Below are 19460 nucleotides of genomic sequence, written 5' to 3'. Positions count from 1 at the left end.
TCGTGTAGTCTATGTTAAGCAGTCTAGCTACATTGTGCGCACTAGCTGCGATTGGCTACGGCGTTGCGCACACGTTTACCGTAGTCAGAATCGGCTAAGTCATATTGTACAAACATGGCTTCTTGCACATCTTGCGTTGCTTGACTTAACCCATCAGCAATGTTGTTCACAAGCTGATTTTTTTGGTCCTCACTCATAATGCGATACAAATCATAAGCCTGCGAATAATTGTCTTCATCGCGATTATCAAAGATATCAAGCCATGCGTCCCGCTCAAGTGGCATAGGTGGTTCTTGATACTGCGCTTGCTCGATTGGTTCACCATACTTTGCACGATTATTCGGATAGAAGTTTGCTCCACTTCCCGCTAAGTGTGGATTCACCCCGGCAAAAGCCCCATCACGCTGATAATTATGTACTGGGCATTTAGGTGCATTCACAGGAATTTGATTAAAATTTGCTCCTACTCTATAACGATGGGCGTCTTGGTATGCTAATAGACGTGCTTGCAGCATTCTATCTGGCGATACGCTAATACCTGGAACAAGATTACTCGGCGCAAAGGCGACCTGCTCGGTTTCAGCAAAATAGTTATCAACGTTCCGGTTTAACTCCAACTGACCTACTTCAATTAATGGGAAGTCATTGTGCGGCCATACTTTTGTCACGTCGAAAGGGTTAATGTGGTACTGACGTGCTTCCTCCTCCGTCATAATTTGCACGTTGACGGTCCAAGACGGAAAATCGCCCTTATCTATACTTTCCACTAAATCTTGCTGTGCGCCAAAAGTAAGCATGCGTGCAGCCTCTTCGTTTGTGAGTGTTTTGATTCCTTGATTGGTTTTAAAGTGCCATTTTACCCAAACACGTTCACTGCTTGCGTTCCAAAAACTCAAGGTATGCGAACTATACCCGTTTACATGGCGATACGATTTTGGAATCCCGCGATCTGACATCAAAATGGTTGATTGATGCAGTGATTGTGGGTTGTTGGCCCAAAATTCATATATCGCTTGTGGATCGGGTAAGTTAGTGCGCGGATTTTTCTTTTGACTATGAATGAAGTCCGGAAATTTAATACCGTCTCGTAGAAAGAAGACAGGGGTATTATTACCGACCATATCCCAGTTTCCCTGCTCGGTGTAAAACTTCACGGCAAAGCCTCGCGGATCTCTTGCAAAATCACTTGAATCTTGCCCTCCTCCAACTGTGGAGAAACGCAAGAACACGTCAGTTTGTTTTCCTTCATTTTGAAGAAAATCTGCAATCGTGTAGTTGGAGAGATCTTTGGTTAAAGTGAATGTTCCATAAGCTGCACTTCCTCTGGCATGTACTACGCGCTCTGGAATGCGCTCTCGATTAAAATGAGCCAGCTTTTCAAACAAATAATGGTTATCAAATATCACAGGTCCTCTGGCACCTGCTGTGCGACTTTGATTGTCATTAGCAACAGGTGCACCGTTGCTCGATGTCAATGTCGTTGTCTGTTGTTCTGAACCAGAAAAGGGGCACTTACTCATAGCGAATTCCTTCAAATTTATGTCGTAAACAAAGTCTTGCACTCATATGAGAGGGCAACACGACTTGCTCAAATATCGTAGCTGTAAGTATCCGCAATTAATAAAAACAATTAAAACAAAGTAAATCAATCCCTCCAATCTATTATTGATATCAAATCCTTTTAGCTTAATTAAGAAAATCAACGCTACAACGACGTCTGTACTAGAGCATGTTGACCTTTGCCGTACGTTTTTGCAGCAAGTGTTTAGCATTTAGACAAGGAAGTGCACACGTCGTGTAGCCATCTACATAAGTGTGCGCAGACGCAGGATAAATGCTAAACAATTGCTGCCTGAAAGGTTCATCCAAGCGAACCTCATGCGGCTTTACTCGTCGCTAATTTGGAATAACCAAACCACGCAACTCGTTCATTGCCTGATGCTCACTTGGAATGAACAAAAAGTGTACCGCAAAGGTCAACATGCTCTAGTTATTAAATAACATTAACCATTATCTCTAGGCGAAACTGGAATGGTGAGCTAAACGTAAAATCTACATTAAGGTTTTTTATCACTGCACACATTGTTGAGCTGACATGAAAAAAGGTATTTTTGCCGTTGTATTTGTATTCATTATCGTGGCAACGAGTGCTGCGTTTTCTTATCGTGTGTTAAGCGAAAGTAACGCCAAAGCCCAAGAGCTTGGCTTTATGGGGAGCACGGGTTGGCAATGGCACAATGAAGCGTCGCGACTTCAAATTAAATATGTTGAAGGAGACCTTCCTGCACTTCGCAAAGTGGCACAAGACAAGCATTATGCGTCTTTAGTTACGATAGATTCTGAGGGTATTTTTCGTGGTTTTATTTTTTTTGATGCCGACTGCGAACCAGGTTCTATCATTACAAACGCTTACGACAGTCGAACGGCTAGTGGTGAAAAACAGCAGGTGCTGCACTGTTTACAAGGCAAACTCGTTTCGATGAAAACATGGGCTTCTGCGCCTAATACGGTGTGGGAAGGTAAAGTAGGTGATTATGAGTTTCGCGTTTTTTTGAGTGAGTGGGATTTCACTCCACTTCAACGGGCTTACCTCAAAAGTACTGCACAGCTTATTTAGTGCACAGCGTGAGAAAGGACCGCTTTCACACGGTCCCCTCCTTACATTACTTGTTAGCCAGCGCTTCGTCGACGTCACTTGCACTGTGTCTGTTAGGGAGTTGACCGTCTTCACCCCAAGTCCTATTCACAATGCGACCGCGTTTAACGCCCTCGCGCTGTTCGACTTTCTGCGCCCAACTTAATAGATGCTTGTACTCGTGTACTTGTAAAAATGTTGCTGCATCATAAAGATTGCCCAATACTAGGTTGCCATACCACGGCCAAATTGCGATATCGGCAATTGAAAATTCGTCACCCGCCATAAACGCATTATTCGCAAGATGTTTATCAAGCACATCAAGCTGGCGTTTTGTTTCCATAGTAAAGCGGTTAATGGGATATTCCATTGGATACGGTGCGTAACTGTAGAAATGACCGAACCCTCCACCTAAATATGGTGCAGATCCCATTTGCCAAAACAACCAGTTAAAACACTGCGCTTTGGCATGTGGATCGCTTGGAATAAACTTGTCAAACTTTTCTGCCAAGTAGACCAAAATAGACCCTGACTCAAATAGCTTAGTTTCTGGTGATGTTGTGGTATCGACCAACGCAGGTATTTTGCTATTTGGGTTTACGTCTACAAACCCCGACGAAAATTGATCGCCCTCTCCTATATTTATTAGCCATGCGTCATAATCAGCGTCGTTTACTCCTGCGGCCAAAAGCTCTTCAAGCATGATAGTCACTTTTTGCCCATTAGGGGTTGCCAGTGAGTAAAGCTGTAATCCATGTTCGCCTATGTCGCGCGCTTTTTCGTGTGTCGCACCGGATACAGGACGGTTGATGCTTGCCCACTTGTTGCCGTCATCCTCGGCTTGTGTCCACACATCAGGCGGGGTATAAATTTCTGTTGTCGACATACTTGGGTCCTTAAGCGTTAAAGTGTTAGGGGTATGAAGGTGGGTTGCATTGGCACTGCTACCAGCAACTTCTCTTTGCTATACATGATTACAAAGAACAGGTTTTAAAGATTTATAGTTCAATACTTCGATTAACACACAGCTATTCGCGTTAACCGACATAAAAAAACCGAGCACATTGGCTCGGTTAAGAAATAAAAGGCGAGCAGTCCATTGCCCGCAAACTGGGAAACACCGTTAGTCAAAAAGTCAGCAGAAACATCATTGTTTGTCTCTTCGTAGCAAAAAAGACGACAATGTTCGCCGACGTATTCATACATGCTATTACAATGACCATGCCAGAAAATAAAATTCATTTATTTTCAGTTGCATAAGTCAATATTTATATTTAGAGCAGACAATGAATGCATGAAGATGTTGCTCATGTGCAACACCTTTTTACTTAATGGCTTGATAAAAAACGTGTGGCGTTTCGAATACAAATAAAAAAAGCAGGCTGAGCCTGCTTTTTTGTAGTATCGATAATAAGTAATGGCTTTCGCTTACTAGATACTCACGCGTTTATAAGGTCGGTACTCTGCCTTCCAGAAATTACGTTCAATACTTTCGCGTAATGCCTCATCAGACATTTCCAGTGCAAGCCCTTGTTCCATTGCGACTTTGGCAACTTCAAAAGCAATTTCTCGACTCAGTTGTGCTATCGCGCCTAACGGTGGTAATAACGAGCCTACACCGGTATTCACTAACGGAGAAGCTGCTGCTAAGGCATTACTTGCTGCCATAAGCATTTCGTCGCTAATTAGCTTCGCTTTTGCCGCAACGACACCCAAACCAATACCAGGAAAGATATAGGAGTTATTGCACTGGGCAATTGGGAATATTTTACCGTTGTATTCAACTGGCTTAAATGGACTTCCCGTTGCAATGATAACTTCACCATCGGTCCATTCAATAACCTGCTCAGGACGAGCCTCAACCTGTCTAGAAGGGTTGCTAAGTGGAAAAATAATAGGTAACTCACACGATTGCTTCATTGCGCGGATCACTTGTTCAGTAAACAAGCCTGGTTGACCTGAAACGCCAATGAGTACATCTGGCTGCGCACAGTGCATTACATCTAACAAAGAGGCGTAATCGCCACTAAAGGTCCACTCGGCTAAGTCTTCTGTCTTCTGTTGAAGTTTTTGTTGGAAGTCACGCAATCCTTCCATGCCTTCAGTAACAAGACCAAAACGATCAATCATAAATACTTGTTTGCGCGCTTGCTCATCACTAATGCCTTCAAACACCATTTGTTGAATAAGCATTTCAGCAATACCGCAGCCAGCAGAGCCCGCGCCGACGAACACCACCTTCATTTCGCTAAGCTTTTGCTGCTTGGTGCGACAAGCTGCCAATATGGTACCCAATGTAACCGCTGCCGTACCTTGAATATCGTCGTTAAAACAACATACCTCATTGCGATAACGATTTAACAACGGCATGGCATTGGGCTGCGCAAAATCTTCGAACTGAATCATTACATCAGGCCAACGACGTTTTACTGCTTTGATAAACATATCGACAAACTCGTCGTATTCTTCCTGACCAATACGTGGATGTCTCGCGCCCATATACATAGGGTCGTTTAGCAGCTTTTCATTGTTAGTACCAACATCAAGCATCACAGGCAGCGTATATGCGGGACTAATGCCACCGCAAGCGGTATAAAGCGATAATTTACCAATTGGGATCCCCATACCGCCGATACCTTGGTCGCCAAGACCAAGTATGCGTTCACCGTCGGTGACCACAATCACTTTTACCTTGCGCTTTGTCGCGTTACGCACAATATCGTCTAGCTGATGACGCTCTTCATAAGAGACAAACAAACCGCGCGAACTGCGATAGATATCAGAGAACTGCTCACACGCATCCCCTACCGTTGGGGTATAGATAATGGGCATCATCTCATCAATATGCTTTTGAATAAGACGGTAAAATAAGGTTTCGTTATTGTCCTGAATGGCACGCAAGTATATATGTTTATTAAGCGCCTCATCGAAGCTGCTGTATTGCATATAAGCGCGTTCAACCTGCTCTTCGATAGTTTCGAAACGCGGTGGCACAAGCCCAGTTAAGTTGAATGCGGCTCGCTCTCTAGCAGTGAAAGCACTACCTTTGTTTAGTAGGGGGTTTCCAGCAATGATGGGCTTAGCGTGAGGAATATAAAGATATCGCTGCGAATCTTCTGACATTGTTTTTCCGATAATAGGTTCAGGCAAATATATCGCCATAGCCAAAAGCCGTGCGCTCGTGGCACACGCTTTTTTTAATTAGAATATCTCTTCTGGCTCTGGCGCAGTAGTCGTATCCTGGGTCGCTGGGTCAATCACCTCGTCATCGCGAACATAGGTGGTTGGCTCAGTGCCTTGCAGGAAATATTCAAATAGTGTCGTATGGTCTGTTCGTCTGGTCAACTTTCCACTGGTACGATCAATGCGAACTCTGACTATATCTTCTGGCACGGGCATAGGTGTATGGGGCTTATCTTTCAGAGCAAACTGCATAAACCTTATCCATGCAGGCCCTGCGGCCTTCGCACCATCTTCGGTGCCAATCAACGCATTTCCTATCCAATTGAACTTCTCAGGATTTTTGTTGATTAAGTTTTGATTCCGCGTTGCTCTACCCAACTGGCGTCCCATATTGTCAAACCCCACCCAAGTGGTAGCCACAATATCTTTATGAAAGCCGCTAAACCAGGTGTCTCGAGAGTCATTGGTGGTACCTGTTTTGCTTACTATGTCGGTACGCTGTAAAATGTTGCGAGAGCGCCAGCCTGTGCCAAGCCAATAGGTTTTTTTGTTCCAGCTCCCATTAGCTCTTACCGCAGTACGCATCATTTCTCCCACTAAGAAGGCATTTTGTGCACTGATAACCTGGGGAGCGATAACCTTCTCCTCCTCGTTCTCATCCACTGAACCTACCAAGAAAACGTCTTGGTTGAGCTGTGCTTCAAGTAACGCTTCAATATCATCTTCATCGCTTTCGGGAGCAAAATCTGGGGCACTTTCACTTTCGCAACGATTACACGCCCACACTGGGTTAGCGCGCCATAACTCCTCGCCGTTCTCATCTAGCACTTTGCTAATAAAGTGAGGATTTACCAAATAGCCGCCATTAGCAATCACTGCCATTCCGCGAGCCACTTCCAACGGCGTATGTGAACTTGAGCCTAGTGAAACCGTTTCGTCTAGCGGGATATCATCAGCGTCAAATCCAAAACGCGTTAAATAATCAGCGGTTTCACGCAAGCCAACTCCACGTAAAAGTCTTACAGAGACCACGTTCTTTGATTTGCCCAATGCTTTTCGCATTCGAATTGGGCCATCGTATTCTGCGGGTGAATTTTGTGGACGCCATGCAACCCCAGTAGCCGCGTTCCATTGATTAATGGGTGCATCATTAATGATTGACGCTAGGGTATAACCACTATTGATTGCCGCAGAGTACACAAATGGTTTTATGTTTGAGCCTACCTGACGTTTGGCTTGAGTGGCGCGATTGAACTGACTTTGATAAAAACTATAGCCGCCAACTACAGCTTCAACAGCGCCATTTTGAGGATTAAGCGCAACAAAAGCGCCGCTCACTTCCGGCATCTGTGAAATGCGCCACTGTCCTTCTTGTTCACGGATATAAATCACTGCACCCTCTTGGGTAATATCCGACGCTAATTTAGGGTCGCTGCCTTGACGAAAGTCCGTGATATATTTGCGTGCCCAATCTAAACCATCCCAAGTAATCGTGCGTGTTTCACCATCAACACCTAGCACTTCTATCAATTGCTCATCTAGCGAAGTCACCACCGCTGGCATAAGAGGTTTAATATATGGAATTTCGCTTAATGCGTTAAGCATCGATGTCTCGTCCCACGCGCCTCTAACCGTGCGGTCACTAATATCAAAACTTAATGATAGCTGCGCAATAGGCTCCTCTGTAGTTTCTGGGTTGGGACTGTTCCACAAATAGCCCAATGGCCCTTTATAGCCATGACGTTCATCATAGTCATGAAGATTTCGAACGACGGCTTCCTGCGCCGCAATCTGTATGTCAGATGAAGCCGTAGCATATACTTGATACCCACCGGTCTCCGCTTCTTCTTTGCCGTAGATCTCAACCATCTCATTGTAAATAGTGTCGGCTAGATAAGGCGCATCGACTTCTATTTCTGCACCATGCTTACGCGCAGTAACAGGTTCACTGGCTGCTGCATCAAACTGCGCTTTGGTAATATATTGCTCATCTAGCATTCTAAGCAGGACGACTTTCCGTCGTTCAACCGAGCGTTCTGGCCCGCTAATGGGGTTTAGTACCGATGGTGCTTTTGGCAAGCCTGCAATTGTGGCCATTTGCGCCAAATTAAGCTCATTAAGGGGTTTTCCGTAGTACACCTGCGAAGCAGCACCAAATCCGAAAGCGCGATGCCCCAGCTCGATTTTATTTAGATAGAGCTCAAGGATTTCCTCTTTCGACAGCTCCTGCTCCATATGCAACGCGATAAAGATTTCTTTTACTTTTCGAATGTAGGTTTTTTCTCTGGTAAGGAAGAAACCACGCGCAAGCTGCATGGTAAGTGTACTTGCGCCCTGACGCTTTTCCCCAGTTAGTACTAGACTTACTGCTGCACGCACAATACCTATGGGGTCAATACCGTGGTGCTCATAGAAACGACTATCTTCGGTAGCGAGTATGGCATTGATCAAATCTTGAGGGACATCCTCAAGTTTTACTGGGATCCGCCGTTTAACTCCATACTGTGAAATAAGTTTTCCGTCTTTGGTGTAAATCTGCATGGGTGTTTGCAGGCGAACATCCTTAAGTACAGTAACACTTGGCAGGTCTGGTTTGATATAAAAGTATATACCTACCAGTGCAACAGAGCCCAACAGCCCTGATAGAAAAATAAATAAAATAAACGGTTTGATGTACTTCACTGTAACGGATACCAACACATTTTGTTGAAATGACGTATATTTTATACGTATGTGTTATCTATAGAACCATACGTATAAGTCGAATAGAGTAATATTGTACTGTAGAGCAATAACCTTTGAAACTGGACACTTGCAAATGAAATCGCTGTTTAACAAAAAGCTGCCGCCCATTGTGGGCTTAGATATAGGCACGCGTCAAATAAAAGCGGTGTGGCTTGAGCAATCAAAAGATGGGTACGTACTTCAAGGGTACGCGTGTGAACCTATCAATAAAGTAGCGTTCTCTGAGCGCGATATTAAAGACTATGAGTCTATCAGTATTGCACTTAAGAAAATTAGAAAAGCGCTTAGAACGAAAATAAAGCAAGCAAATGTTGCGGTGGCTGGTACCTCTGTGATCAGCAAGATTGTTTATATGGATCCAGACCAGAGTGATTATGAGCTTGAGAACCAAATTGAAATTGAAGCGGACAGTCTTATTCCTTATCCATTAGAAGAAGTTTACCTCGACTTTGAAGAAATGGGCCCAAGTACAACACACACAGGCAAAGTAAATGTGTTGCTAACTGCGGCTCACAAAGACTTGGTTGATAGCCGTTTACTGCTAGCCAGAGAGGCAAACTTTGAGCCTAAAATTGTCGATATGGAAAACTACGCCATTGGTAATGCAATTGATTATTTCCATCAGAATGAAACACCAGAGCAGCCACTGTGCTGCATCAACGTAGGCGCCTCTCTTCTTCAATTATGTGTTATTAAAGACGGAAACGTTGTTTACACAAAAGAGCACGCGTTTGGTTTAAATCAGCTTATCAATGATCTAAGCGCTATTCATATGATGGAAAGAGAAGATGCGGAACGACAGCTTTTAGACGGCTCGCTTGCGGGTAATTGGGTAGAAGACACTCTGCCTATATTCGCAGCTAACTTACAGCAAAATATTAATCGCGCATTACAAATGTATATGAGCACCCTTCACGCAGAACGGCCCACCAATATTTTATTGAGCGGTGGTGCTGCGACAATAGCCCCTCTTGTCGATATGCTTAATCAAGATTTAGGTATCGAAGTACGTTGTTTTAATCCGTTTAGTAATATGACTATCAACCCTAAGCTTGATGCTGAGCGATTGCAAAAAATTGCTCCCCAACTTGCCATTGCAGCGGGTCTCGCCAGTAGGAGTTTTACTACATGGCACATGTAAATTTATTACCTTGGCGAGAAAAACAACGCCAGCATCAAAAACAACAATACCTGGCCGCACTACTTGCTGTGGCTGCGATTGTTGGGCTTATTTTCTGGTTTGTAGGTCAAGCTATTGACCAGCAAATCAGTAATCAAAATTCTCGAAATCAGTATTTAGAACAAGAAATTGCCATACTTGACGAACAAATTGCGCAAATTAAGAAAGTGAAAGACAGTAAAAATGCCATTGAGCAACGTATGGCCCTTATTGAGCAGCTTCAAGCAAGCCGCAATGTCGCACCTATCGTTTTTGATGAGTTAGTCAAACTGGTTCCTTCGGGCGTAGCGTTTGAATCGATGACGCGCACGGGAAATCGCATTGAAATTAAAGGCATGAGTGATTCGAATAATCGCCTGTCTGACTTTATGCGTGGGTTAGACGAGTCCAAGGTTTTTGTTGCGGCTGAACTTTCTACCATTAAATCAGATAGCTCTGCAGCACGCGCGGTAAGCAACTTTACATTGACGTTCTTAATTAACCCCAGTGTTGCTCCTTTGGAAACGAACAAAGATGGAGCGCAGTAGATGATGAAATTTGACGTTTCAAAGCTGAAAGAGCTCAATGAGCTAGATTTTGAGCAAGTGGCTATTTGGCCGCATGAAGTGCGCATTGTAGTGGGTGCCTTTGTCGCCATTTTAGTAGGCGCCTTAAGTTATTACATGCTAGTAAGCCCCAAGCTTCCCACACTGGACGCTGCTGAACTGAAAGAGCAAGAACTCAAACTTCAATTTGAAGCAAAATACCGTATTGCAGCAAATCTTGAAGCCTACCAAGAACAGTTGGCGCAAATTAAGAAAGATTTTTCGTCAATGCTCAAGAGCCTCCCAACCAGTAATGAAACACCAGGGCTACTTGACGACATTACCTATGTGGGAACATCTTCCGGTCTAACTTTCGAATTACTAAACTGGCAACAAGAAGTACCAAAGGAATTCTACACTGAACTGCCCATCGAAATGGAAGTGAGTGGTGGCTATCATAATTTTGGCGAATTTGTTTCTAAAATTGCTGATTTACCGCGTATTGTAACGCTACACGATTTCGACATTCAGCGTTTAAACAGCGGTCTTTCACTGAAGTTACAGGCAAAAACGTATCGCTCTGAGAACTCATCTGATATCGATGGGGAGGAAGAATAATGCGCTACCTTTTAACTCTTTTAAGCATCATGGTTGTTATGGGTTGTGCACCCAAAATTGATGACTTACAAGCCTATACACAAAGTGTGAAGGACAGAACAACGCCGCAAATTGAGCCCTATCCAGAATTTAACACTCACCCGCCGTTTAGCTATAGCGCTAGCGCAATGCGCAGTCCGTTTGAGCAGCCCAAAAGAAATACAGCACCTAGTGAGTAAACCAAGTATGGAAAATTGCTACCAGCCAAACTTTCAAAGACCAAAAGAAGCGTTGGAAGCTTATGGCGTAGATGCACTGTCACTTTCAGGTAATTTTGAAGTGAGTGGCGTGCAATGGGCGTTGATTAGAAGTAACGATGGCGTACTACATAAAGCAAGAATAGGTAGTCGTATCGGCTTGTTTTATGGAAAAATTACGCAAATTGGCAGTGATTCAATTACTATTGAACAGTCATTACCAGATGGTGCTTAGCTGCTGGCAAAGGAAAACAACAACAATGACTACAGCATCGAAGGCGGGAGAGTAAGCATGGCCGAACGATACATATTTAACAAATCTCTGAATCGTAGAGCGCCAAGGTGGTATTGGTTAGCCACTGCTATCGCTACACTTTTGTCTGTAACGCTTATCATGGCGCCCGTTAAGGCACAGGAACCTGTATTAGTCGACGTAGAGGGCGTAGCAGACGCTGAGCAACTCACTACGATTACCAACCTCGATTTTACGCAAGGTGCTGAACGTGCTGCTGTCACTCTTGTCACTTTCGAAGGAAAGCCGCCCAAGCTGCAGCTTGTCGAATCGCAAGGAAAAGTATCAGTCACACTTTCCAATACTCGCCTAGGTGAAGGCCAACTTGTCGAATTAAATGTCGCAGACTTCGGCACATTAGTGTCGACTATCGAAACGTTTGAAGACAAAAACGATGCACGAATAGAAGTTAATTACTCTGGCCCTGTCGTTGTCCAAAACACTATAAAAGACGGTGTGCTTCGCATTGAAATTAAAGCGATGAATACAGAGCAGCAAGAAGCGTTGGAAGGCGAAACCGTGTATACGGGCGAACCTATCTCTCTTGACTTTCAAGATGTACCTGTACGGCAAGTCCTTCAAATTATTGCACAAGTGAATGGTTTCAACTTAGTCACGACAGACACAGTTACTGGTAATGTGACAATTAGCTTATCAGGTGTACCTTGGGATCAGGCGCTAGATATGATTTTACGCGTTAAGGGTTTAGATAAACGTTTAGAAGGGAACATCCTACTCATTGCACCAGCAGAAGAACTTGCAGCCCGCGAGACACAAGCCTTACAGTCAAAGAAACAAGTGTCAGACTTAGCCCCTCTGCACACGGTTAATATACCCATTAACTATGCTAAAGCCGCTGCGCTTGCCACCATTTTGAAGTCAACAGAAGGCGGTATTTTGTCTGCTCGTGGCGGTGTTACCGTTGATGACAGAACAAATACACTGCTTATTCGCGATACGCTTGCGTCGATTGACCAAGCAAGAAAGATGATTGACGTGTTAGACGTACCGGTAAAACAAGTATTAATTGAAAGCAGAATGGTTACCGTACTAGATAACGTGGATGAACAGCTAGGCGTACGTTGGGGCTTCAGTGATCGCCAAGATGATAACGGTGTTTCAGGCTCTATAGAAGGCGCTGATACCATTGCGGGCGGTGTAATTCCAACCATTGGCGACCGTTTAAACGTGAACCTTCCTGTGGCTAGTACCTCTGCAGCTAGCATTGGTTTTCAGGTAGCCAGTTTGGTTGACGGTACTATTCTAGATTTAGAGTTATCAGCGCTAGAGTCAGAGAACAAGGGCGAAATCATAGCAAGCCCGCGTATTACCGTAGCAAATCAACACGAAGCTTATATTGAGCAAGGTACCGAAATTCCTTTTGTGCAGGCTACATCAAGCGGTGCAACGGCGGTGGAATTCAAAAAAGCGGTACTTTCGCTGAAAGTTACCCCGCATATAACACCTGACAATCGTATTATTCTTGATCTGGTAGTAACACAAGACACCCGTGGTGAAACCGTTTCAACGTCAACCGGTGACGCTGTTGCCATTGATACACAAGAGATTAAGACGCAAGTTCTGGTAGAAAATGGCGAAACTATTGTATTGGGCGGGATTTTCCAACAAACCAGCTCTGATGGCGTAACCAAAGTTCCATTGTTTGGTGATTTACCCGTTGTTGGTGCACTATTTAGAAACACGTCACAAATACAACAAAAACGAGAACTTTTGATTTTTGTTACACCCAAAATCGTAACTGAGCGCCCTTAGAAGTTTCTAGAACGACAAAAACGCGCTTTTTACAGCGCGTTTTTTATTTTTTAAGCTTTTTTGTAAGTAAACTTACAGGTATCCGCTAATTGTTCGTAACAAAACTTGCATCGCCTTGTAGGAAACTGAGATAATCACGCCCTCGAAATTTTAGCGAGGTTTAAGGAGTGGTGCTTATTGGACACTAAATAGGCACGAGTCAATGGGTAGGCTGGTAAGGCAACAGTGCGCTGCCCCTAACATGATTAAGTTGTGATATAAGCAAATATGGCTGAAAAACGTAATATCTTTTTAGTTGGCCCAATGGGTGCTGGCAAAAGTACCATCGGTAGACATCTGGCAGATGAACTTCACCTAGACTTTTTTGATTCAGATCAGGAAATAGAGCGCCGCACTGGTGCCGACATCGCTTGGATCTTTGACCTTGAAGGTGAAGACGGATTCCGTAAACGCGAAGAAAACGTCATCAACGACTTGACCGATAAGCAAGGTATTGTGCTTGCCACCGCACGGTGGTTCTATTGTAACCAAAGCTGTGCGCAACCGTTTATCTGCCCGCGGTATTGTTGTTTATTTACAAACAACTATCGATAAGCAAGTTGCCCGTACACAACGCGACAAGCGTCGCCCTTTGCTACAAAATGAAGATCCTGAGAAGGTACTTCGCGAGCTTGCTGAAATGCGCAACCCGCTTTACGAAGAAGTGGCTGACTACATCGTAGACACAGATGACCAGTCTGCGCGCGCAGTAGCGAATCAAATAATTAGTAAAATCGGTCTGTAAACTAACAATGTAATAGGAGGTGCTACGCCCATGTCAACCTTAACTGTGGAACTTGGAGAACGTAGCTATCCTATACAGATAGAGGCTGGGCTGCTGTCGCAACCCGGCCTTTTTCGTCCCTATATCAAAGGCCCATTGGCCGTTATTGTCACCAACGATACCGTTGCCCCACTGTACCTAGACACCGCTATTGCAGCATGTGGCGATGTACGTGTTGAAACGATTGTCTTGCCCGATGGTGAGCAACATAAAAATCTCACGCAGTTTGAGGTGGTTATGACACGCCTGCTTGAGCTAAATGCGGCAAGAGATACCACACTCATCGCCCTTGGTGGTGGCGTTATTGGCGATTTAACGGGTTTTGTTGCAGCGACATATCAACGGGGCGTTCCCTTTATTCAAGTACCGACAACCTTGCTATCTCAAGTTGATTCATCGGTAGGGGGCAAAACCGCGGTAAATCACCCATTAGGCAAGAATATGATTGGTGCGTTTTACCAACCTGTTTTTGTTGCCATTGATATCGACTCCATCACAACTTTACCTTCACGCGAATTTGCCGCTGGTATGGCAGAGGTTATCAAGTACGGCATTATTTACGATGCAGACTTCTTCATTTGGCTTGAAGAAAATATTGATACTTTGACCGCGCTTGACAAAAACGCACTCAGTGAGGCGATACTTCGCTGCTGTGAAATCAAAGCGGATGTTGTAGCAAAGGATGAGCGAGAGGGTGGATTGCGTGCCATTCTTAATCTAGGCCACACCTTCGGACATGCCATTGAAGCTGAGCAAGGATACGGTAACTGGCTGCACGGCGAAGCTGTAGCCGCTGGTACTATAATTGCTTGTAAAGCTGCAGAAGCACTTTCTTGGTTTACGCCGTCAGAAACTCGTCGTGTCCAAGACCTTTTTGAAGCATTCAAGCTTCCGGTTGAAGGTCCTAATGACATGACCAAAGAAGACTACGTGAAGCACATGAAACGCGACAAGAAAGTTGAGGCTGGAAACATACGCTTTGTACTGCCACAAGGGATAGGCAAAGCGGTAGTAACTAAAAAAGTGACTGACGACATCCTAACTCTCTTGCTGGCCTAGTGGTTTAACACCTTGTTGAACGACGAAAGCGCAAGTGGTTAAGTACGGCAACATTTGCTTGTAACGCGTCAGGCGCGCAAATATCGTTTTTCAAAGGGGCAAACACATGCAAAGTGAACTGCATGAACGTTTGGAATATTTAGTAAATTATTCATCGCAGCTGATTTTTGTCAGCGGCGACTCCATTGCACAGCAGCAGAAAACCTTAGAAGCCTTCGTATTCCAACAACACGACGAAACCGAAATTGCGTATCTGACTGCACAAGACAATATGGATGCATCTGATTATCGTCGTCAGTTATGCCGCCAACTACTCGGTCAGGTCGTGGGAAGTTTTGTCAGACCACTTAATGAGCTTCTTGTAGACTTAAACACCCATGAAGGTCCTATCTTAATAGCGATAACGCAGGCTCATCACCTACCTGACAAGTTGTTGCAAGAGTTATGGGATTTAGTATTGCAGAGCCGCTTTGCAGGCAATAAACAACATTTGAATGTCTTACTATTTGCAGAGAATCAGTGGGCAGAGAGCGCAAAGCAGTGGCTTCCAGCAAAGAATACGGAAACCCCATTGATTATCAGTAGCCAATCGGTAATCAGTGAACAACCACAGTTTGAGTCTGACCTAGATAAAATGATCGCATCGAGGCGTGAGGCTTTTCAGGCACATTTAGAAAATAGGCAGCGAGAGAGTGCTCTGACGTTTCACAATCCGCTAAAGTCAAAATGGTTTTTTGTAGCAATAGCGACTGTGTTTTTGACCACTTTTTCGGGGTTAGTCTATTGGCAGTATGGTGCTGCCATTTCGGGGCTGTTTACTCCCATCGATGCAAAAGACACAACGCAGAATCTTTCTCAGGCAACGCCAGGCTCCGCCTACGACTCGCTGCTTGAAGATGTTTCAAGCGCTTCTCTATCGGATACAAATGACACGTCTGTCAGCGAATCGACTACAGGAAGCATTGATGAAACCCAAACGTCTTTAAATACACAGATACAGGGCTCTAAGCGCACTGAGACAGCTGACAACGTAGGTAGTGACGCTGGATTAGTCACCGATTGGAATACTGCACTTTCTTCAATACCTGTTCCAAGTTCTGCTTCATCTAATAGCAGTATCGCAAATGGCGAAACTAGTGAAAGCGCAAGTGCAAGTACAAGTACAAGTACAAGTACAAGTGTTATCGATAGCAGTATTATATCGCAGCCTCCCGCTACACCTTCATTACTTGAAGAGACTGGTAAAGCAATCGAACAAGAAGCAACACAGCAAACCGATGTGTCGTCACAGAGCTCAAATAGCGAACCTAAGTGGATAACATCGACTGAATACGTTATCCAATTGTTAGCAATGAAAGATGAGTCGGTATTACAGGATTTTTTACGAGAGAACGGGTTAAACGAAAGTACACGAATTTATAAAACCCAACGTTACGGTGGCGATTGGTATGTTGTCATTGCCAGTACCATTTACCCAACGTTTGACGATGCACAGCGCGCTCGCGCTTCATTACCTGACTTCCCAGGAAAGCAAAATACGTTCGTTAAAAGCGGCGACCAAGTCCTCAATGAGTTGGCGCTTGACGGTAGCAGTGAACAGTAGGGAGTTAGTACATTTTATGGATATACAATATAGAATAGTGCGCTAAAATCGCACGCTTATCTCACTTGCTGGTTGTTCACGTTAGCGATGAAAGTTACAATCTACCTTTAGTGTGGTGATGTCAAAAGACCCTTCCCCAGCAATGCCTTCGGCGACGTTAGGAATAACCACCTTCTTCAGTCCGTGTAGGTAGTAGCGTTACAGCATGATGCAAAAGAAAAACCGTGCCTTTTTAAAGTGGGCTAGGTGGCAAATACAGCTTGGTAGAGCATATTCAAGCCAGATTACCGCAAGCAAACAAGCTTATTGAGCCGTTTGTTGGTGCAGGGTCTGTGTTTTTGAATACGCAGTACAAACGCTACTTACTTAATGACATCAACCCCGATCTTATTAACTTGTACAATTTTCTTAAGGCGCAACCCGACGCGCTGATAAACGATGCGCGAGAATTTTTTTGCGACAAGCGTAACGACGAGAAAATGTATTACGCTTTGCGAGACGAGTTCAACGGCACGCAGGATGAATACTATCGCGCCATTCTTTTTCTGTACCTAAATAGACATGGATACAATGGCTTATGCCGTTACAGTCTGCAGGGCAGATTTAATGTCCCTTTTGGGCGTTATAAGAAGCCCTACTTCCCAGAACACGAAATGTTCGTGTTTTCTGAGAAATCTCAAAAGGCTACATTTACCTGTTTACCTTTTGAAAAGGTGTTTTCTCGTGCTCGACGAGGAAATGTTATCTATTGCGATCCGCCCTATGCGCCGATAAGCAAAACGGCAGCATTTACAAGTTACGCTGCACGCAGCTTTGGTCAAGATGCTCAAGAGAAGTTGGCAGAACTAGCAACACGCGCATCAAAAAAGCGTGGAATACCTGTGCTTATCTCAAATCACGATTTACCACTGACTCGTGGGCTGTACCAAGGTGCAGACTTTAGCATGTTGTCAGTAAAGCGCTCAATTAGCCAAAACGGCGCAAAGCGACAGCCTGTTGATGAGATTTTGGCTTTTTTCCCACCTGCAAATATCCACCCCAAAAAAACGTCAAGAAAGAAAAGGCAAAACGTTCGTCAGACCGAGCGTGCGCTGTAATACGTATTTAGTTACTAACTGGCTGTTAGTGTCCGCTGTACCATTTAACGAACATAAACAACAACACAACAAACGTCACTACTAGCACAACGCCAATTACAGCAAAGCTAATAAAAGTGCCTTTTGTAAAGTCGCGTTCGTAGTTTTTGTGGCTTTGAACACCGAACAGACTGGCAATCACACTGCCCAAAACCGACCAAAACCCTGTACCAGGTTGCACGATAGTGCCTTATGCGTCGTTAGGAGAAGAAGTGAAGTCTACACTGCTGTCGTCATTGTGTAGCAACTCGAGCAGATCTAAGAAATGAAATTGAAACGAAGGAGATTTGCCCGCAATCCAAGAAAACCAGCTGACTTCTTCAACTCCTTCCATATGACGAGCACACTGATTTTGAATGTGGCTAGCAGGGAGCTTTGGGTTGAACTCAGTAACGGGTTGGTACTGACAAACTGACGAGTGTGTTTGAGATGTAGAAGAAGCCGCCACGCTCATAAGCGCAACTGTACCGCACACCGCAAAAAAGGGGAGAACTTTCATCCTGAATACTCCTATCACTCGTTTAAATATTAACCTCATTATAATCAAATCGGCGTTATGAACAAGAACATTGTGCCTAAAATGGCCAGTTTTTACGGATAATTTGTATCAAGCCACACCAAGATTACAAGAGCCCAAAACTGACGCTCAGAAAAAGATAAGTATCTACCTGTTTTACAAACTAAAAAGGCCCAACAACATGCATTGGGCCTTCTGTCAAAACTTACAAAGCGTTGTAAACGCTAGAAGCTTCGCTTAATTAAAGTTGGAAGTCCATTGAATAACCGACAGTGAATTTCACTGCGTCGTTATCTAGGTTATCCGCACCTGTATCATCAAGGTCAGTTCCAGTGATAGCGAAGCTAAAGCCATCTTTTGCAATTGATACGCCGTAGTCAACATAGCCTTCTACACCGTTAAATGCTTCAGCAAAGTCACCTTCGTGATAGCCTACGTGCAAACCAAGTTCAGTGCCGTTAAGCACTTCGAAAGCGTAATCCACAGAAGTGTAAGACGCTTGCGCAAAACCAAAGTCTTGCTCACCAGATTCATCAGCTTCTGTGTGCGCCAAAAGATAAACCGTTAGGCTTAGACCGCCCATACCCACTGAGCCATAAACTTCTGCGAAGTCGAAGTTAGCTTCATCATCGTAGTTATAGTACAGGTAACCAAAGTCGTAAGAGATACCGTCTTTTTCGCCCGCAAAACCAAAATACATATCGTGTTCGTAAGAATACTCATCATCTGCTTCGTACTGAACGTTAGAAGCCCAAGTACCTGCGTAGAAGCCGCTTTCATGTGAGTAATCGATACCACCTTGAACGGCAGCTTCATTGGTAGTTTGCGTTAGACCACGCCAGATATAGTTGCTGCTAACACCTGCATTGGCAGTAAATTCGCCTTCAGCATAGCTTGGCATTGCAGTTAATAGGCACGCTGAAGAAATAGCAGCGGCAATTAGCGTTCTTTTTGTAGATGTTTTCATGTGTGTTCTCCAGTGAAATTCAAATTTGTTGTTTTAATTTGTTTTTCTGTCTTCTTATTTTTTGACTGGATAACGCAAGCATGATGCCCGTTTTTGGTTCATTGAGAAAATTACCACAAACAAATTTAAACCATTGATTATATTGCAAATTAAAATACACCATTCGCAC

16 protein-coding genes and 2 pseudogenes are annotated in these 19460 nt (G+C 44.2%); 11 read left to right on the top strand and 7 right to left on the bottom strand.

The window, feature by feature from the left end; translation table 11 throughout:
• Positions 1 to 41 precede the first annotated feature (41 nt).
• The gene (locus V6N89_RS02070) at positions 42 to 1520 is read right to left on the bottom strand and encodes a catalase (protein WP_346993339.1); all 1479 of its coding nucleotides are present in this window, start codon (positions 1518 to 1520) and stop codon (positions 42 to 44) included.
• 575 nt (positions 1521 to 2095) lie between these two features.
• Between V6N89_RS02070 and V6N89_RS02065 the strand changes: the two genes are divergently transcribed.
• The gene (locus V6N89_RS02065) at positions 2096 to 2617 is read left to right on the top strand and encodes a hypothetical protein (protein WP_338519910.1); all 522 of its coding nucleotides are present in this window, start codon (positions 2096 to 2098) and stop codon (positions 2615 to 2617) included.
• Positions 2618 to 2663: 46 nt separating this feature from the next.
• Here V6N89_RS02065 and yghU read toward each other — a convergent pair whose 3' ends face one another.
• The 3 genes from yghU to V6N89_RS02050 all read right to left on the bottom strand — a co-directional run bounded on the left by yghU (position 2664) and on the right by V6N89_RS02050 (position 8500).
• Positions 2664 to 3521, bottom strand: a complete 858-nt coding sequence (yghU, locus tag V6N89_RS02060) for a glutathione-dependent disulfide-bond oxidoreductase (RefSeq protein WP_338519909.1) — start codon at positions 3519 to 3521, stop codon at positions 2664 to 2666.
• A gap of 545 nt (positions 3522 to 4066) precedes the next feature.
• Positions 4067 to 5758: an NAD-dependent malic enzyme gene (locus V6N89_RS02055; protein WP_346993338.1), complete on the bottom strand. Its 1692-nt coding sequence runs from the start codon at positions 5756 to 5758 to the stop codon at positions 4067 to 4069.
• A gap of 78 nt (positions 5759 to 5836) precedes the next feature.
• Entirely contained in the window at positions 5837 to 8500 is a 2664-nt protein-coding gene (locus V6N89_RS02050; protein WP_346993337.1) for a penicillin-binding protein 1A, read from the bottom strand.
• A 136-nt stretch (positions 8501 to 8636) separates the two neighbouring features.
• Between V6N89_RS02050 and pilM the strand changes: the two genes are divergently transcribed.
• From pilM to V6N89_RS02000, 10 genes and pseudogenes are all read left to right on the top strand, one after another.
• The gene (gene pilM / locus V6N89_RS02045) at positions 8637 to 9704 is read left to right on the top strand and encodes a type IV pilus assembly protein PilM (protein ID WP_338519908.1); all 1068 of its coding nucleotides are present in this window, start codon (positions 8637 to 8639) and stop codon (positions 9702 to 9704) included.
• A complete protein-coding gene (locus V6N89_RS02040) occupies positions 9692 to 10270 on the top strand; it encodes a PilN domain-containing protein (RefSeq protein ID WP_338519907.1) in 579 nt (192 codons plus the stop codon). Before pilM ends, V6N89_RS02040 begins: the two co-directional genes overlap by 13 nt.
• Before the next feature lie 3 nt (positions 10271 to 10273).
• Positions 10274 to 10885: a type 4a pilus biogenesis protein PilO gene (locus V6N89_RS02035; protein ID WP_338520198.1), complete on the top strand. Its 612-nt coding sequence runs from the start codon at positions 10274 to 10276 to the stop codon at positions 10883 to 10885.
• Positions 10885 to 11103 (top strand): pilus assembly protein PilP, encoded by a 219-nt coding sequence (locus tag V6N89_RS02030; RefSeq protein WP_346993336.1) that lies wholly within the window; start codon positions 10885 to 10887, stop codon positions 11101 to 11103. Before V6N89_RS02035 ends, V6N89_RS02030 begins: the two co-directional genes overlap by 1 nt.
• Before the next feature lie 7 nt (positions 11104 to 11110).
• Positions 11111 to 11356 (top strand): pilus assembly protein PilP, encoded by a 246-nt coding sequence (locus V6N89_RS02025; RefSeq protein ID WP_346993335.1) that lies wholly within the window; start codon positions 11111 to 11113, stop codon positions 11354 to 11356.
• A 57-nt stretch (positions 11357 to 11413) separates the two neighbouring features.
• Complete coding sequence (locus V6N89_RS02020; protein WP_346993334.1) at positions 11414 to 13186, top strand: type IV pilus secretin PilQ; 1773 nt, start codon at positions 11414 to 11416, stop codon at positions 13184 to 13186.
• Between the two features lie 267 nt (positions 13187 to 13453).
• A pseudogene (aroK, locus tag V6N89_RS02015) lies at positions 13454 to 13970 on the top strand (shikimate kinase AroK).
• Between the two features lie 30 nt (positions 13971 to 14000).
• On the top strand, positions 14001 to 15068 hold the full coding sequence (aroB, locus tag V6N89_RS02010) for a 3-dehydroquinate synthase (protein WP_338519904.1): 1068 nt from the start codon (positions 14001 to 14003) through the stop codon (positions 15066 to 15068).
• A gap of 106 nt (positions 15069 to 15174) precedes the next feature.
• Positions 15175 to 16671, top strand: coding sequence for an SPOR domain-containing protein (locus tag V6N89_RS02005; protein WP_338519903.1), 1497 nt, complete (start codon positions 15175 to 15177; stop codon positions 16669 to 16671).
• Between the two features lie 205 nt (positions 16672 to 16876).
• Positions 16877 to 17768, top strand: a pseudogene (locus tag V6N89_RS02000) (Dam family site-specific DNA-(adenine-N6)-methyltransferase).
• Between the two features lie 25 nt (positions 17769 to 17793).
• Here V6N89_RS02000 and V6N89_RS01995 read toward each other — a convergent pair.
• The 3 genes from V6N89_RS01995 to V6N89_RS01985 all read right to left on the bottom strand — a co-directional run bounded on the left by V6N89_RS01995 (position 17794) and on the right by V6N89_RS01985 (position 19291).
• Positions 17794 to 17988, bottom strand: coding sequence for a DUF2970 domain-containing protein (locus tag V6N89_RS01995; RefSeq protein ID WP_338519901.1), 195 nt, complete (start codon positions 17986 to 17988; stop codon positions 17794 to 17796).
• Between the two features lie 9 nt (positions 17989 to 17997).
• Positions 17998 to 18306, bottom strand: coding sequence for a hypothetical protein (locus V6N89_RS01990; RefSeq protein ID WP_338519900.1), 309 nt, complete (start codon positions 18304 to 18306; stop codon positions 17998 to 18000).
• 259 nt (positions 18307 to 18565) lie between these two features.
• The gene (locus V6N89_RS01985) at positions 18566 to 19291 is read right to left on the bottom strand and encodes a TorF family putative porin (protein ID WP_338519899.1); all 726 of its coding nucleotides are present in this window, start codon (positions 19289 to 19291) and stop codon (positions 18566 to 18568) included.
• Positions 19292 to 19460 lie beyond the last annotated feature (169 nt).

It is taken from the genome of Alteromonas gracilis (assembly GCF_036870955.2).
GTDB classification, from domain to species: domain Bacteria; phylum Pseudomonadota; class Gammaproteobacteria; order Enterobacterales; family Alteromonadaceae; genus Alteromonas; species Alteromonas gracilis_A.
Note: the sequence above shows the minus strand (reverse complement) of the source record. Positions and strands in the feature narration are given on the sequence as shown.

Excerpts from the sequence above, each read along its gene's own strand:
- V6N89_RS02030 (WP_346993336.1), top strand. The coding sequence starts at position 10,885 with ATGCGCTACCTTTTAACTCTTTTAAGCATCATGGTTGTTATGGGTTGT.
- yghU (WP_338519909.1), bottom strand. The coding sequence starts at position 3,521 with ATGTCGACAACAGAAATTTATACCCCGCCTGATGTGTGGACACAAGCC.
- V6N89_RS02035 (WP_338520198.1), top strand. The coding sequence starts at position 10,274 with ATGAAATTTGACGTTTCAAAGCTGAAAGAGCTCAATGAGCTAGATTTT.
- V6N89_RS02025 (WP_346993335.1), top strand. The coding sequence starts at position 11,111 with ATGGAAAATTGCTACCAGCCAAACTTTCAAAGACCAAAAGAAGCGTTG.
- V6N89_RS02065 (WP_338519910.1), top strand. The coding sequence starts at position 2,096 with ATGAAAAAAGGTATTTTTGCCGTTGTATTTGTATTCATTATCGTGGCA.
- V6N89_RS01990 (WP_338519900.1), bottom strand. The coding sequence starts at position 18,306 with ATGAAAGTTCTCCCCTTTTTTGCGGTGTGCGGTACAGTTGCGCTTATG.
- pilM (WP_338519908.1), top strand. The coding sequence starts at position 8,637 with ATGAAATCGCTGTTTAACAAAAAGCTGCCGCCCATTGTGGGCTTAGAT.
- V6N89_RS02040 (WP_338519907.1), top strand. The coding sequence starts at position 9,692 with ATGGCACATGTAAATTTATTACCTTGGCGAGAAAAACAACGCCAGCAT.
- aroB (WP_338519904.1), top strand. The coding sequence starts at position 14,001 with ATGTCAACCTTAACTGTGGAACTTGGAGAACGTAGCTATCCTATACAG.
- V6N89_RS02020 (WP_346993334.1), top strand. The coding sequence starts at position 11,414 with ATGGCCGAACGATACATATTTAACAAATCTCTGAATCGTAGAGCGCCA.
- V6N89_RS01985 (WP_338519899.1), bottom strand. The coding sequence starts at position 19,291 with ATGAAAACATCTACAAAAAGAACGCTAATTGCCGCTGCTATTTCTTCA.
- V6N89_RS02055 (WP_346993338.1), bottom strand. The coding sequence starts at position 5,758 with ATGTCAGAAGATTCGCAGCGATATCTTTATATTCCTCACGCTAAGCCC.
- V6N89_RS02070 (WP_346993339.1), bottom strand. The coding sequence starts at position 1,520 with ATGAGTAAGTGCCCCTTTTCTGGTTCAGAACAACAGACAACGACATTG.
- V6N89_RS02005 (WP_338519903.1), top strand. The coding sequence starts at position 15,175 with ATGCAAAGTGAACTGCATGAACGTTTGGAATATTTAGTAAATTATTCA.